The following is a 15550-nucleotide window of genomic DNA, read 5'->3' as shown; positions in this document are numbered from 1 at the left end:
CCTTTTTATGATGATGGTGACATAATTTGATTTAAAACATAAGTCAAAACACCACCGCGATAATATTCAATTTCAATCGCAGTATCTAACCGGCAAAGCAATTTCATATGACGCTTCTCTCCCGTTGAATTATGGATAACTACCTCAAGCTGTTGGTTAATTTTTAAAGTATCACTTAAACCAAGAATGTCAAACGATTCATCCCCAGTTAACGCCAATGTTTTTCTGTCTTCTCCGGGTAAAAATTGCAACGGCAATACCCCCATTCCCGCCAAATTCGAACGGTGAATACGTTCAAAACTTTCGGCAATAACCGCTTTTACATTAAGTAGTAAAGTACCTTTTGCTGCCCAATCACGACTCGAACCCGTGCCATATTCTTTACCGGCAATAATCACACTTCCTCTTTGTTGTTGCTGATAAATATTTGCCGCATCATAAATAGACATGACGTCCACTTTACCTTGTAAATGCGTGTATCCTCCGAGTTGATTAGTGAGCATTTCATTTCGGATGCGAATATTGCCAAAAGTACCACGTTTCATGATTTCGTAATTGCCACGGCGAGAGCCATAAGAATTAAAATCTGCTTCTTTAACACCGTGGTCGCGTAAATAATCTGCAGTGGGCTGTTTTTTGGAATAGTCCCCGCGGGAGATATATGATCGGTTGTTACCGAATCACCGAACATTGCCAAAATGGGTGCATCAATAATATCAGACACATTGTCACGATATTGTGGCTCAAAAAAAGGAGGACGCTGAATGTAGGTCGAGTCGAGGGCAAAGGGATAATTAATCTCACCTGTTGATTGTATAGCTTGCCAGTTATCGTCGCCTTCAAAAACCGAACGATATCGTTCTGTGAACATCTGTTGGTGTACACATTGCAATAATGAGGTAATTTCAGTATTACTTGGCCAGATATCTTTTAAATATACTTTTTCACCCTGGTTACCTGTACCTATTGCTTCGTTGCTTAGATCGATCCGAGTAGTCCCCGCAAGTGCATAAGCGACTATCAACGGAGGGGATGCTAACCAAGATGCCTTAACTAACGGATGAATTCTACCTTCAAAATTTCGGTTACCAGACAACACTGCAGACACGATGAGATCATTTTCTTGAATACTGTTTTGCACTGCTTCCGTTAATGGACCTGAGTTTCCAATACAGGTTGTACAACCGTAACCCACAAGATTAAAGCCAAGTTTATCTAAAGCCTCTTGTAGTCCTGCTTCTTTTAGATAATCCGTGACTACCCGAGAACCAGGCGCAAGTGACGCTTTGACCCAAGAAGGTTTAACCAGACCTTTTGCTACTGCTTTTTTAGCTAATAATCCGGCAGCTAACATCACTGCCGGATTAGATGTGTTTGTGCAAGAAGTAATCGCTGCAATAACTACATCGCCGTGATCTAATGAGTGATTATTGTTAGACACATCAACAACTGATGTTGATTTCGCTTGTTTACCGTTTAGTTGAATAAAATTGTCAGTTGCCATTTTTAATTGGCTAACAGGTACTCTGTCTTGCGGCCGACTCGGACCTGCAAGGCTTGCTTCAACGGTGCTCATATCAAGATGTAAACTTTCTGCAAAATCAGGAATAACACTGTGATCATCTCGCCACATTCCTTGTGCTTTACAATAGGCTTCGACCAAATCAATGGATTCTTGATTTCGACCGCTAAGCTGTAAATAAGCTAAGGTGTGCTGATCAACAGGAAAAAAGCCACAAGTTGCACCATATTCTGGCGCCATATTGGCGATAGTAGCTCTGTCAGCTAAGGGTAAATGGTTTAGTCCATCACCATAAAACTCAACAAATTTACCCACTACACCGTGATTTCGTAATAATTGAACCACACGCAATACGAGATCTGTCGCAGTGATACCTTCGAGTAATTGACCCGTAAGCTCAAAGCCAACCACATCAGGTATTTGCATTGAAATAGGTTGACCAAGCATGGCCGCTTCAGCTTCTATTCCCCCTACTCCCCAACCTAAAACCCCCAAGCCATTAATCATGGTGGTATGACTATCTGTGCCAACTAACGTGTCTGGGTATATTAGGGTGTTCTCATCCGCACCACTATCATCTGTGTTTTGAACGCACACAACATCAGCCAGATATTCAAGGTTAACTTGATGACAAATACCTGTACCTGGTGGTACAAGGTGAAAATTTTCAAAGGCTGATTGCCCCCATTTTAGAAATTCATAACGCTGTTTATTACGATGCATTTCAATATCAACATTCTGTGCAAAAGCGGTGTTAGTTGAAAACTTATCCACACTAACAGAATGATCAATAACCAAGTCAACCCTTGAGAGTGGGTTGATCTTTTTGGATCCAATCCTTGTTTTACTAAGGCATAACGCATTGCTGCCAAATCAACAACGGTGGCACACCGGTGAAGTCTTGCATTAACACACGTACAGGTCGATAGTTAATTTCTGTGTTACTCTCTCTGCCACCACTTACCGCCAACGCTTTAATATCTGCTCCGACTTGGTCGTTGTCTTTTTGGTGTCGTAACAAATTTTCTAATAAAATTTTAATGGATATAGGTAAACGTGATACTGATGAGTTAATAGCCGTATCTACTGAATTAATGGCGAAATATTGATACGTTTTACCCTTTAAGTTAAGTTCCTTTTTAAATTCATTTAAGCCTGTTTTTGTAGACCCTGTATTTGTAGGCATAATAGCCCTCCAATTATGGCAATTTATTTCCGAAGAAAATAATCAGTAAAGGTCAACCGAGCTTAATCCTCTTCTGAGTTTTTCGGTTCAATTAAAGGTTCAATCTCCAAGACCATTAACACGTGTTTAACTTTTAGAATTTTCTACCCGATGACATAGTCAAGTGTAGTACAACGACGAAATTTTTATCAAGGTACACGCCATTAAAATAATATAGAAATAAATAGCATAATATCCATTTGTAAAATTCATGAAATTAGACTTAACTATAATCACACTTTGAGGTAAACATCCAATATTACTAGCAAAATATTGATCAAGGTCAATTAACTTTTCATATTATGTGGCACCTTAATACTTACTTAATACTTACTTAATACTTAGTTATTAATTCAATAGCACTAAAATACAACTAAACTCGAGGAAGTAAAAATGAATATTAAACTATTAGTAGTAACTCTTTTTGCGATCTTAACCTTATTTGCATGCAATCAAGGGGTTGATTCACCACAAGGCTTTAGTTTACCCAAAGGCAATATTGTTAAAGGTGAAGCCGCATTTATGAAATATCAGTGCTTAGCATGTCATAGCCTTGAAAATTACAGCGTTAATAGGGATGACTATGAGTTAATCACGAAAGAATTTAAACAACCAATACCTTTGGGAGGCACATCTGCGGTGGTAACAACCTATGCGCAATTAGTCACTTCAATTATTAATCCATCACATAAAATTGCTAAAAAAGCTAACCTTTCTGAAGAAGTAACTAATGAGGATGGTAGTTCTAAAATGCGTATTTACAATGATGTAATGACTGTTAGTGAACTGATAGATTTAGTTGCCTTTTTACAACCTAAATACAAAATAAAACCACCAACGTATACACAATATAATCGCTATTAAATAGCAATGATATCACTAATGAATATTACAGCGACTATGGCTGCTGCATTGAGCAGCAGCAACAAATCACGAGATGAAACCTATGAGGTTTAAAGATTATTATCAAATACTTGGTATTGCGGAAGATGCCGATCTTAAACAAATTAAAAAGGCTTATAAAAAACTTGCCATAAAATTACATCCTGATGTGAATCCCGTTGATGATGGTGGCGAAAAGTTCAAAGAAATAGCACAAGCTTATAAAGTACTTAAAGATCCCAAACTTAGAGCCGAATATGATGAGCTACGAAAACATGGTGGGGCGAGAAGTCATGACGAATTCAACACAGCAAGCAATAGACAAAATGCTTCATCTAGTTACAGCAGTACTGTAGATGACGGTGATTTCTCAGATTTTTTCAATTCAATATTTGGCGAGCAATCTGTTAACAATGCTAGGTCTCACAGCTCACATCGAAGTAGAGCTGAGCAGTTTTCGCAGAAAGGTCAAGACGCGGAAATTGACATATCAATATCACTTGAAGAAACCCTGTCTAAAACGGAAAAAACGATTCAATTTGGTATTCCTTCTATAGAGAATGGTAAAATCAAGCAGATAAACAAAACACTTAAAGTTAATATTCCTTTTGGGGTTTTAGATAATAGTAGAATAAGACTAAAAGGCCAAGGAGGCCCTGGAATTGCGCAAGGAGCCAATGGTGATTTATATCTAAATATAAAGTTGAAACCCCATCCCCTTTTCGATGTGCAAGCGTATGATCTTATCCTTACTATTCCCGTTTCTCCATGGGAGGCAGCGATAGGAGCCGACGTTACTATACCTACCTTAAATGGAAAAGTTAAAGTGAATATAAAACCCAATAGTCAAACTGGGCAAAAGTTAAGACTTAAAGGCAAGGGCTTAAAAGGTAAGTCGATAACAGGTGATTTAATAGGTGTGCTGAAAATTGTAATTCCATCAGAAACTACAGAAAGCGACAAAATATTATGGCAAAAATTTAAAAGTTCAAGCACCTTCGACCCCAGAAAAAATTGGAGTAATTAAAATGATAGATACGAGGTTAACAATCTGTTTTGATGAGTTATGTGAATTAGAAAACATCGACCAAGAATGGGTGATAGAGATTATAGATTATGGCATAGCAAAACCCATTTCTGGCACTGATAAAAATGACTGGTACTTTGATACTTCCAGTATTATTTGGTTTAAGAAAGCTGTACGTATCTATAATGAATTGGAAGTTGATTGGGGTGCGGTGGCGATGATTATTGATCTTCTTAAGCAAAAACAAATGCTACAGGAAGAAAATCAGCTTCTACAAAATCGATTGCATAGATTTCATAAAGTTGATCTTTAAAGTCGAGCGCTTAGGTGACACCCCAACCTATTGTGTGTTTTTAAGCATGTTCAGGTTTATTGTTGTCAATAAGCGTTTCATCAAGCCGTGTTGTATCATCGGTTACAATTTCAACCGGTTCTTTTTTCTGGTTCCGTCTTAATGCTAGATACAAATCAGAATGTACGTAAATGCCATCAACCCCAGATTTGATTTCTGCTTTTTCAAACCACGCAAGTAATTGTCTTTTTCTACCCGCAACTTCTAAACGAACGCCGCGTTTTCTAAAGATGGTATTCAAATCATCTAACATGGCCATAACGCTTAAATCTAAATGCGTGAAACAAGGAACGGCGTCAATAATAACGCATTCAATCGCATCTTTTTGTCTGGCATATTGTTCTAATAAACGACGTTTAAAATAGCTTGAATTAAAGTAGGTTAAGGGTGAATTAAAACGATAGATAAATATACCGTCTATTGCTTTTGCTTTATCGCTTGTATCCATGCTTCTGACAACACCATTAATATCAACACCTAATATATGGTCGGTTGGGCGCATAACTGTGCGAATAAATTGAAATAAACCTAATAATACAGCGAGCGTAATACCCGGAATAACACCGATGAAAAGCACAGCAAACAAAGTACATACTGTTAAATAAAATGCTTGTCGGTCTTTGACTTTTAATTTCCATACGGCTTTTAAATCAAGTAACTGTACAGAGGCTATTATTAACACAATGCCTAAGGATGCACTGGGTATAAACTCGAGCGGTGCGGTTAAAAAAAGCGCTATCATAGCAATAATACCGGCCGCTATAATAGAAACTAATTGTGTTTTACCGCCATTTGCATCGTTAACGGCAGTACGTGAATCAGCACCACTAACGGCGAACCCTTGGGATAATGCAGAAGCGAAGTTAGCCATACCTAATGCCATAAATTCTTTGTCTGCATTTATATCATAGCCATTTCTTGCAGCAAAACTTCTGGCGGTAAGCATCATACTTACAAAGCTTACTATCGCCAAATTAAGCGCCGCATAACAAGTTCACGGATAATCCCAACATTAAATACGGGTGCATGAAATAAAGGAAAACCACCATCAACCATACCAATAGTTTTCACATCAAATTGTTCTAAATTAAAAAGCCATACGGACAAAGCCCCTAATGCTATGGCAAACATAGAGGCCGGCCATGTTGGTTTAAGGCGTTTCATGAAAAAATAAATAAGGATCGTCAGTATAGAAATTAAAATTGTGGGTATGTGTGCTTGCGATAAATAGGTTGGAATGCCGCCTAAACGTTCAAGTAAATGTTTTTCATCAAACGTAAAACCGAAAACTTTTGAAAATTGACCAACAATAATGGTTATTGCAACACCGTTTAATAGCCCCATTAAAATCGGTTTTGATAGAAAGTCAGCAAGTACTCCTAGCTTGAAACGGTCGGCGATAATACACCACCCACCTGTCATCACAGTCATGGTTATAACTAACTGCCAATGTTTAACACTATCACCTGCGGCTAAAGGGGTAACCACTGCTGCAATCACGGCACAAGTTGCCGCGTCAGGGCCTACAATAAGTTGTTTTGACGTGCCAAACATTGCATAAACAATCATGGGTAAAACACATGAATATAAACCCACAGCGGCATTAACCCCAGTAAGTTGAGCATAAGCTATAGCTACAGGTAGGGCTACGGCTGCAACGGATAGCCCTGCTCTTACATCATCAGTAAACCATTTACGGTCATAGTTGAAAAGTGTGATTAAGCCAGGCATGAATTGATATAAACGTGACAACAAAAGATTTTTTCCTCGTTAAACATACTGAAGATGCAAAACCAAGGTTCGAGGAGAATAACACGGTATTTTATGAACGATGATCTTACTTAAATGGAGTAATAAGTTAATGTATGAATTTACTTCACAATTGACCAATGATTAATTATTTGATCAAGTTTACCATTTTCTTTGAGGGAGATTATAGCATCATTAATCTTGTCTAAGTCAGTTTGAGAACAGGTTTTTTTACTCAGCATAATAAAGATATCCCCTTGATAAATGGGCAATGGGTGTACTTCAAATTCATCCTGAAATTTATATTTTTCCACGAAAGACTGTATCGACATTGGGTCTGCTAGAAAACCATCAATATGCCCTTTCATTAGCATTTTAACGTTCTGTTCAATATCAATCACACTATTTATGCGAGAGATAAAATCAGGATTCGTTTTTAGTTGTTCGTATTCTTTACCATAATAATAACCGTTTTCAATACCAATAAGGTATTTGCTACCAATCAGATCAGATAATTGTGATAACTTTATCGAGTCAGACATCCCTTTTCTGACAAATAAATTAACGAGTTCCTTTCGGTATGGAATTGAATAATAAGCGCTTTCGGCGCGTTCCTTGGTATAAGATGCACCAAAAGCAATATCTACATTACCACTTTTGATATACATTAAATGACGTTGCCAAGGAAGCTCGACATAAGAAACTGACATACCCACGTTTTCGGTGATGAGTTTAAACAATTCAATATCAACACCAGTCAATTTATTTTGCTCGTTATGATATTGATAAGGGTACCAAAGCTCCCAACCAACCGAAAATTCTTGGCTTTGGGCGGAACAATTAAGCAAAAACTAAAAACTAATTGCTTAAAAAATGTTTTAACATGCTTAATACTCATTAATTTGCTTCTATGTTACAAAATAATTTAATTATAATGTGTTAATTTTCAATACTAAAGCAGGATCAATTTTTACGTCTAACCAATTTATACGCCAATCTAGATGCGGTCCTGTAACTCTACCGCTATTACCTACTGAGGCGACAATATCACCCTGCTTAACCGTATCCCCTTGTTTTACAAAAGAATGACTCAAATGTAAAAAGGTAGAGCTAATGCCGTGACCATGATCAATAATCATAGTACCACCAGAATAGAACATATCAGGTACCCAAAGCAACACTTTACCCGAAGCAGGCGCTTTTACGGGATCACCAATATCACCCGCATAATCTAAACCAAAATGCGGTCTTTTAGGTACTCCGTTATATATACGTTGGCTGCCAAAAACCCCAGTAATAGTGCCTTTAATTGGCGCAATAAATCCTTGGGCAAAACTAGTGAGATCGCTAGATATTTTACGAGCCGTTTTAATTTGCTTACTGTCTTTTTGAGACCTTGCCACCGCTTTAGGGTCTGGCTGCATAATACTCTTTTTTATCCCTTCAATACGCTGCAATTTATAATCGCGTTTTAACGGGGTAAATGTTTTTGTCGCTTTCGTGCCATCGGGTTCAGTAATAACCAGTTGATAACTTGAAACATCGTCACGAGAAAAACCAAAAACATAATCACCCTGTGCCGAAACGGGTAACGGTTTAGCATTTAACGTAACACTATTGTTTGCCTCTGTTTTACCAACAATTAAACCACCCTGCTTAACTTCACCTGATACGTTAATACTCGCTGCTATTGTATTATTGATGTATAAGCTTGAAAGTAAGATAGTTGCACTTACAAAACTGTTTTTTATAAATGTATATGGTTTTAAATTTTTAAACACTAACTATTGCTCCTTTTGCCACCCCTTCATAGCCGATAACCTTAATACTATTATCAGGATGTTGTTTATGTATTTGTCTGGCAATAAAATCTGCAAGTAGTTCAACGGTAGAATCACAATCAACCACATCCAACACTTTGCTTTCAACCGCAATATCAAAACGCCCTTGCGGTGCGGTATAACTAAAATATTGATGATCGGGTGTAACATTAGTTAGTGCCGAATCAGATAACTGAATATCCGCTTTTGGCACGCGGTCAGATTCACTGGCAATATAAATATCTTGCCGGCGTTGACACCAATCGTGCTCTATTTTACTGTCTTTTACATTATCAACAAAAATCTGTATTTTTGAGCGATGTCCATGCGCAATACGTTGACAATTACCGTCATGAAGCTTTAAACCGTGGGTATAATGATAATAATCTCCTGCTATATTTTCAGGACGCAAAGTTAATGTTAACCCCTGCACATTACTTGGTAATTCTGCCATGATAATTTTATTTAGATATTCTGTTACCGATTCAATGGTAATGGCTAAGCAGTCTATTAAAGCAAAAGCACAACTTGGTGATTGCAAATAATAACTGGCTCGTTCGCTAATAAAATCAAGGGTTAGATGATCAGCATGATAAGAAGAATCATTAACTGTTAATGCTTGTTGTTGTGTTGGCAATAGCAACTTGTGATCAACCGCCTCGTCAATAATGGCTTTAATTTGTTTTTTTACAATAGCAAAATCTAATACCATTGATTGTTCATTTAACGAACCGTCAAGCAGTACATCCACTATCCAACTTTCACCTACTATGCCGCGCTCTTTACATAAGTATGAAAAATCAATTACGGTAAGATCATTTACAAATAACTTCATTATTAACCTTCCACTTGCCAAGCAATAGTGTCTTCACTTCTAAGCGGTACAATAACATCATTACCAAAATTTAATGTTGCAGGTACAGGCCAAGATTTTTTAACCAAAGTTATTTGGTCGCTATTCACGGGTAATTCATAGAATGTTTGGGCCATTAGTCTTGGCAAAAGCTTCTAATTTATCTAATGCGTTTTCTTGTTCAAACACTTCAGCATATAATTCTATTGCAGCATGAGCCGTGTAAACACCGGCGCAACCACAACTTGATTCTTTAGCGTGCTTAGCATGTGGCGCAGAATCGGTACCTAAGAAAAACTTGGCATCACCACTTGTAGCAGCTTCAATTAATGCTTGTTGGTGAATATTACGTTTTAAAATAGGCAAACAAAAATAATGTGGGCGAATTCCACCTACTAGCATGTGATTACGATTAAATAACAAGTGATGAACCGTGATGGTCGCGGCCACATTGCTACTAGCGTTATTGACAAAGTCTACCGCTTGCTTTGTGGTGATATGCTCTAACACTATTTTTAAATCAGGATAATTAGCCACAAGCGGCGATAATATAGTTTCAATAAACACGTGTTCACGATCAAAAATATCAATATCGTTTGTGGTAACTTCACCATGAATTAACAAAGGCATACCAACCGCTTGCATTGCCGCAAAGACATCACCCATTTTAGTTATATCGGTAACACCAGAAGAAGAATTGGTGGTTGCACCGGCAGGGTAAAGTTTAGCGGCAAACACAAGTCCAGATTCTTTTGCTTCAATAATTGTTTCAGCCGTGGTGGCATCGGTTAAATAAAGTACCATCAACGGCTGAAAATCAGCACGAGGTTGCGCAGCCATAATCCGTTGATAATAACTTTCAGCAAGTGCTTTGTCGGTAACTGGCGGTACCAAATTTGGCATTACAATAGCTCGCCCAAAATAACGACTAATATCTTTTACGGTATTATTTAATACGTCACCATCACGTAAATGTACATGCCAATCGTCTGGTCGTGCAATGGTTAACGTCATGTTTTTGTTTTCTTGTACAGTATCTGTCATGGTAACTCTCTTTTCTTTAAATTATCAATTAAACAAAGTAAGCAATTGATAATACGGTAATATTTAATCAGTCAAATAAAGCGATCAAGGGTAACGCGTAACCCTTTAGCTCTACCTATTTCACTTTAATGAGTACTTTATACTTAAAGTGACTAACTGTTTTCTATGGGTTCGTCAGTGTCGTTGGCTGTTAATAACGCTTGTAGCTGTTCTTTCAAATTTGGTGGAACTTTATAAATTGTAAGCGAATCATTATGGGGATTATAAACAACATCTTGCCCAAAATGACTACGCTCAAAACTTAAACTGATGCCATTTCCGTAACCCGAGTATTTCGTTATTTTATTCACTACAGTTTGATCATGTGGGAACGACTCTTCAATAGGATAAGATTGTTGCTGACAAAACTGATAAAAATCCTGTTCGTTACCACTAGCATCCGTTGTGGTATGCCCAATAACTTTACCCACTTCTTGCATTGATACATCTTGCGAGCTCGCTTTCTGCTCTTTACAGTAATTCAATAATTCTTTACGCGTTTGTTGCTTTTCACTTGAGTCTAATTGATTAACGGCAACATAGTCTTCTACTGCTTGTACTAAAGTTTGGGTTTGCTCTTTTGCATTTAACCCTTCTTCACAACCTAAAAAATCAAGGAAAAAATCAGATACCTTACGGCCTGCTCGCCCTTTGATAAATGAAATATAACGATTACCACTGGCATTTTGTTGATAATCGAATAGATCAATACGTGCAGCTAATTGTATTTTATTTGTATCAAGGTGTTTATCAGCAGAAATATTTAATTCACCATCAACACTGTAATGTTGCGACACGGGTATAACCGCCACTAAAAGATAGCGCCCACCCATATATTCGTAATGACAAACCACCAAATAACCGCTTTCTTCTAGGTCATATTTTTCAATTTCATTTTTAAGTGTATTGGCAGCTTGGGTACTAAAGGCATAAAAACTTTGACGCTCGCCTAAATAGCCTTCCATTAAGTCAACAAAACGTGCTGTGGTTGTTTCACTGTCGCTTCAACACCATCAACACTTTCAATGGTGTCGGTAACATTGTCAGTATTAATAGCTTGTGCAGGCATTGTTGAGAAACTACCGTAAGCTTTACTACCTTTAGCGTTATAAATAACATGTAAACCATCAACAAAAGCCGTGATTTTTGCCCCTATCTCTATATCTTCAGGCCCTAAGCGTAACAAAACCTCGCCAGATTCTTCTTTTTTAGAAATAAAATGTAATGCTATATTGGAAATTATTAAACTCATAAATTAAGGTCTACGTTAAGTGTTATATTAGTATTGATATATTAGTATATTGTTCAGGCATTTGATAAACTGGCAAAATATTATTTATCATCAGCAATTAAGTGTCATTATGCCCATTGTATCGAAATACTCCAACGAACGTGTAGAAAAAATTATCCAAGAACTAATGGATGTACTTGTAAACGAGCAAGCCACCACAGATTTAGCCCTTATGTGCTTAGGAAATACAATAACCAATGTTATTAGTAAAATTCCTGCTGATAAGCAACGTGCTATTGTAGACAATTTTACGCGCGCATTGAATCAATCAATTCAAAAAACTCACTAGTTTTATTTACTTAACATCAAAATAAGAAGAATAAAGATCAATGGTCTCTTTTGATACAAAAACCTATAGCAAAAAACTTTTACATTTAATCAGTTGGAGCCATTGGTTTACTTTTTTTAATATTATTGCCGCAATCGCCCTTTCCTCTTACTATCTTTTTAGTGAAACAGCACCAGACACTTTATTAGGTCAGGCCTATTTAATTACTACCTGGGTAAGCCATATTGCGTTTTTAACCTTTATGAGCTTTGTATTGCTGCTATTTCCGTTAACTATCGTTTGGCCTAACACCAAAGTCATTAGGATCAGCGGTTCAATTATTTTCACCTTTGGTTTACTACTCTTACTGCTAGATGGATTTATTTATAGCCGTTTAGGTTATCATTTAAATGCCTCATCAAGCAGCCAAATATTTAGTTTAATCAAAGAAATAGCACAAGAAAGTGTTGCTTTTTATACATTAAGCGGCATGTTTGCCATTATGATTTTGGGTTATGAATTCACGGTAAGTAACTATGCTTGGAAGCATTTAAAAAAATTACAAAAAACCGTGTTTGCTCGTTTCGTTATTTTTGCGCTTGGTCGTTTCATTTTTCTTTAGCCATCTTACCCATATATGGGCAGATGCTAATTTAGATTACGATATATTACGTCAAGACACCGTTTTACCTTTGTCTTACCCTGCAACAGCACAAACCTTATTAACCAAATACGGTTTATTTGATATTGACGCCTATAAAGAGCGTACCACGAGCCCATTGTCTTTTAGTCATGCTATTCCGCAATATCCTAGTATAGACAAGCAATGTACTAACGCTAATACTGAGCAGTCTGTGTTTATTATATTAACGGATGAGCAATTAACAGCGCTACAATTGCAAAACTTTAGCAACAGAACAAACAGTAACAATTATCAATTTAATAACCATGTTGATTCAGCCTTGCTTAATGATGCTTGGTTTAATTTATTCTATTCATTACCCAGTATTTATCAGCAAGATATTTTAACACAGCAAATTAAACCGTTATTATTTCAAGCGATTGAACAACAAAACATGGCAACCTCCTTTACTCTGGTTGATTCAAACAGCAACGCAGATACTGAGCAAAGCAATGAAAATGAAGAACAATGGTTTACTGGTTTATTTGACGAGCAATATCAGCTAAATGATATATCCACCAATTTTTTCAAATAAGTTAAACACGAAGAAAGCCGGGCTACATGTTATATATTTTAAAAGCGGTAAAGAAAACGACAACAGCGAAAAAACCATCAGTAATGACTATCAGTTTTCATTGTTTGTAGATGCTTTACTGTTAGCACAAAAGCAAAAACAACAAAAAGACATTATATGGATCAGTTCAATAGGTAATCAAACGAACGAGACACAGTTATCAACTAAACCTGCGTTGTTGATTGCCCCTGCTACCACCTCACAACGTGATAGCAGTAGAGCCGTAATTAACAAACTAACAAGTCATATGGACTTGCAATCAACATTAATGACAAATTGGTTGAATTGTTCTCATGACAATAAAAACTACAGTAATGGCACAGACTTACTTAGCTTAAATCGAGATCGTGTTATTGCCAATACCTCAGCGAATGGTTTAATGGTTTTTAATAAAGATAAATCAGTATTGATTGACCAAAATGGTAATTTTCAAAGTTACTCAAGTCAATTAGCTGCCCCGATCACCGTAAATAAAGATTTTCCGTTAATGATTGATGGTGTGCATTTTATCAAGCGTTTTAGTAAACAAATGCTAGAAAACGTAAATGAATAACATGGTAGCGGTGAATAGTTGGCTGTAGCAGCGAATAGTTGGCTAATACTTGTGCGGTTGATCAAAATTGACCGCCTCAATAGCGAATTATGATTGCATTAATCAAATAAATCATTAATATAGTCGACGCAAATCAGTACTATTGATAGTAACCTTCCCCTGGTTACTGTATTCATATTAATGACAAAGTAATGTTTTGTAGATCGGGGTATAGCGCAGCTTGGTAGCGCGTGCGTCTGGGGGACGTGAGGTCGCAAGTTCGAATCTTGCTACTCCGACCATATATAAGAATCAAGACGTCCTCGGACGTCTTTTTTTGTGCCTAAATCCCAGTAAAAGTAACACTGAAGAACATCTATTTTTCAATCTGCTAGAATTATTGTTGTGTGGTTATTGGTTGTTCTCAATACTCACAGTAAAAGCCGCTTTGTAACCTCTTAAATTGAGGTTAGAAATGCTTACTCTACACCCTTGTGCATTGGTGATGCTCAAACCATGCGGTGGTGGATGAGCATGGCCATTGCTGTCAGTGCGAAACTCACCTTTTAAGGCGTTTTCGCAAAACTCGTGAACAGCTGATTTCGGATTAGGATTCATTCGAGAAGCACGAGTAGCTCGTACAGCCGGCTCTGTTTCACGCAATGTTTCTATATTATATTCGCAAAAAGCTGTTAGCTTTGCACGGTAAAACGTTTCGTATGCCTCAATTTTGCTAGGGTCTTTAGGTGCAACATAGTTAGCAAAAATACGTCGGTTATCATTTGAAAGTATCTGTTTCCAACCTAGCAACTTTACAAAATTTTCATTAGGTTGACGGTCTTCAGTTTGAAAAAGTAACGACTGTATTGATTCTGGGTGTTTAGATAATTTGTGTTTTTTTTGTTTACTATTTTCAAAGCCGCGTGTTGCCAAGTTGATTGAACTTCTTCTTTTGACATACCTATGTTTGCACCTTCAATGGTGTTACTACATACATCGTTAAAGTTTTCTGCAAATACGGTTTGGCTACTACCGATAAAAAATAGCCCAACTATCAATGCTAGTTTTTTCCTTTTCATTGTTGATTGCTCCTATCTTCCTCATGTAAATATCAGTTAATTGCAATATGCTCATATCACTATAGCTAAACCCACTGAAGATGTATAATTTTTACACAATCCACTCTTGGTACTGTTATGTATCTATTTATGACTCGTTTATTATTTGAGTAAACTTTTCAGCTAAAGCTGACAATGCATCTTCTGTAATTATTTCAACGTTGTCTGAATCTACTATATTTCCTTGGCAAATTAACACCGTTCTTGGGTAGCCATGTCCGCCAAATTTAGCGGTCAATTGCGCGTGTTCATCATTGATAAATTCACCTTTCACCCTTTGAACAATTACTTGCAATACATCGATTGCTTGTAATTTCATCTTTTGTGCAAAATCATCAATATATAACTTTTGCCTTTCTGTGCAATCTGGACACCATGTTGCTACTACATTGACTATAAAGGTATCACCCGCAGATATACGCTTGCTTACTTCATTGGGCTCTACTAATTGAATCGCGCTTTGCGCTTTAAAATGTTCCAAAATGATTTTACCTTATTGGTTTATTAAGTTGGGGTATGTAAGAAAATTTAATACTTTAAATGTATTTTGCCACCACGAATTTGTAAGAGAA

General features: G+C 36.9%; 14 protein-coding genes, 1 tRNA gene and 3 pseudogenes. 8 read left to right on the top strand and 10 right to left on the bottom strand.

The genetic code is table 11. The features are described from left to right. Positions 1 to 5 precede the first annotated feature (5 nt). Positions 6 to 2708, bottom strand: a pseudogene (gene acnA, locus L3081_RS13575) (aconitate hydratase AcnA). Positions 2709 to 3140: 432 nt separating this feature from the next. Between acnA and L3081_RS13570 the strand changes: the two are divergent. The 3 genes from L3081_RS13570 (at position 3141) to L3081_RS13560 (ending at position 4969) form a co-directional block, all read left to right on the top strand. Then, positions 3141 to 3611, top strand: a complete 471-nt coding sequence (locus L3081_RS13570; RefSeq protein WP_242286675.1) for a cytochrome C — start codon at positions 3141 to 3143, stop codon at positions 3609 to 3611. Between the two features lie 82 nt (positions 3612 to 3693). After that, complete coding sequence (locus L3081_RS13565) at positions 3694 to 4656, top strand: DnaJ C-terminal domain-containing protein (RefSeq protein ID WP_242286674.1); 963 nt, start codon at positions 3694 to 3696, stop codon at positions 4654 to 4656. Position 4657: 1 nt separating this feature from the next. Beyond that, complete coding sequence (locus L3081_RS13560; protein WP_242286673.1) at positions 4658 to 4969, top strand: chaperone modulator CbpM; 312 nt, start codon at positions 4658 to 4660, stop codon at positions 4967 to 4969. 40 nt (positions 4970 to 5009) lie between these two features. Here L3081_RS13560 and L3081_RS13555 read toward each other — a convergent pair. The 7 genes and pseudogenes from L3081_RS13555 to L3081_RS13525 all read right to left on the bottom strand — a co-directional run bounded on the left by L3081_RS13555 (position 5010) and on the right by L3081_RS13525 (position 11765). Next, positions 5010 to 6763, bottom strand: a pseudogene (locus tag L3081_RS13555) (SulP family inorganic anion transporter). A 116-nt stretch (positions 6764 to 6879) separates the two neighbouring features. Beyond that, positions 6880 to 7605: a substrate-binding periplasmic protein gene (locus tag L3081_RS13550; RefSeq protein WP_242286672.1), complete on the bottom strand. Its 726-nt coding sequence runs from the start codon at positions 7603 to 7605 to the stop codon at positions 6880 to 6882. 81 nt (positions 7606 to 7686) lie between these two features. Then, complete coding sequence (locus L3081_RS28335; RefSeq protein ID WP_242286671.1) at positions 7687 to 8538, bottom strand: M23 family metallopeptidase; 852 nt, start codon at positions 8536 to 8538, stop codon at positions 7687 to 7689. Beyond that, entirely contained in the window at positions 8531 to 9412 is an 882-nt protein-coding gene (locus L3081_RS13540) for a 6-carboxytetrahydropterin synthase (RefSeq protein ID WP_242286670.1), read from the bottom strand. The genes L3081_RS28335 and L3081_RS13540 overlap by 8 nt, the downstream gene beginning before the upstream one ends. A 2-nt stretch (positions 9413 to 9414) precedes the next feature. Then, positions 9415 to 10444 (bottom strand): annotated as a pseudogene (pyrC, locus tag L3081_RS13535) (dihydroorotase). A 182-nt stretch (positions 10445 to 10626) separates the two neighbouring features. Next, positions 10627 to 11478, bottom strand: coding sequence for a nucleoid-associated protein YejK (yejK, locus tag L3081_RS13530; RefSeq protein ID WP_242286669.1), 852 nt, complete (start codon positions 11476 to 11478; stop codon positions 10627 to 10629). Then, on the bottom strand, positions 11478 to 11765 hold the full coding sequence (locus tag L3081_RS13525) for a hypothetical protein (RefSeq protein WP_242286668.1): 288 nt from the start codon (positions 11763 to 11765) through the stop codon (positions 11478 to 11480). Before L3081_RS13525 ends, yejK begins: the two co-directional genes overlap by 1 nt. A 109-nt stretch (positions 11766 to 11874) precedes the next feature. Between L3081_RS13525 and L3081_RS13520 the strand changes: the two genes are divergently transcribed. The 5 genes from L3081_RS13520 (at position 11875) to L3081_RS13500 (ending at position 14162) form a co-directional block, all read left to right on the top strand. Then, entirely contained in the window at positions 11875 to 12093 is a 219-nt protein-coding gene (locus tag L3081_RS13520) for a YejL family protein (RefSeq protein WP_242286667.1), read from the top strand. A 40-nt stretch (positions 12094 to 12133) separates the two neighbouring features. Then, entirely contained in the window at positions 12134 to 12694 is a 561-nt protein-coding gene (locus tag L3081_RS13515; protein ID WP_242286666.1) for a DUF3413 domain-containing protein, read from the top strand. Next, positions 12672 to 13289, top strand: a complete 618-nt coding sequence (locus tag L3081_RS13510) for a DUF3413 domain-containing protein (RefSeq protein WP_242286665.1) — start codon at positions 12672 to 12674, stop codon at positions 13287 to 13289. Before L3081_RS13515 ends, L3081_RS13510 begins: the two co-directional genes overlap by 23 nt. Next, entirely contained in the window at positions 13261 to 13881 is a 621-nt protein-coding gene (locus L3081_RS13505; protein WP_242286664.1) for a hypothetical protein, read from the top strand. The genes L3081_RS13510 and L3081_RS13505 overlap by 29 nt, the downstream gene beginning before the upstream one ends. A 204-nt stretch (positions 13882 to 14085) precedes the next feature. Beyond that, a tRNA-Pro gene (locus L3081_RS13500) sits at positions 14086 to 14162 on the top strand. Positions 14163 to 14271: 109 nt separating this feature from the next. On the opposite strand, the gene L3081_RS13495 is transcribed toward L3081_RS13500, so the two are convergent. Together L3081_RS13495 and L3081_RS13490 are read right to left on the bottom strand one after the other, a co-directional pair. Beyond that, entirely contained in the window at positions 14272 to 14793 is a 522-nt protein-coding gene (locus L3081_RS13495; protein WP_242286663.1) for a hypothetical protein, read from the bottom strand. A 273-nt stretch (positions 14794 to 15066) separates the two neighbouring features. Continuing rightward, the gene (locus L3081_RS13490) at positions 15067 to 15459 is read right to left on the bottom strand and encodes a redoxin family protein (protein ID WP_242286662.1); all 393 of its coding nucleotides are present in this window, start codon (positions 15457 to 15459) and stop codon (positions 15067 to 15069) included. Positions 15460 to 15550: the final 91 nt, after the last annotated feature.

Source organism: Colwellia maritima (assembly GCF_022669015.1).
In the GTDB taxonomy this organism is placed as follows: domain Bacteria; phylum Pseudomonadota; class Gammaproteobacteria; order Enterobacterales; family Alteromonadaceae; genus Colwellia; species Colwellia maritima.
This window is presented reverse-complemented; position numbering and strand designations above follow the sequence as displayed.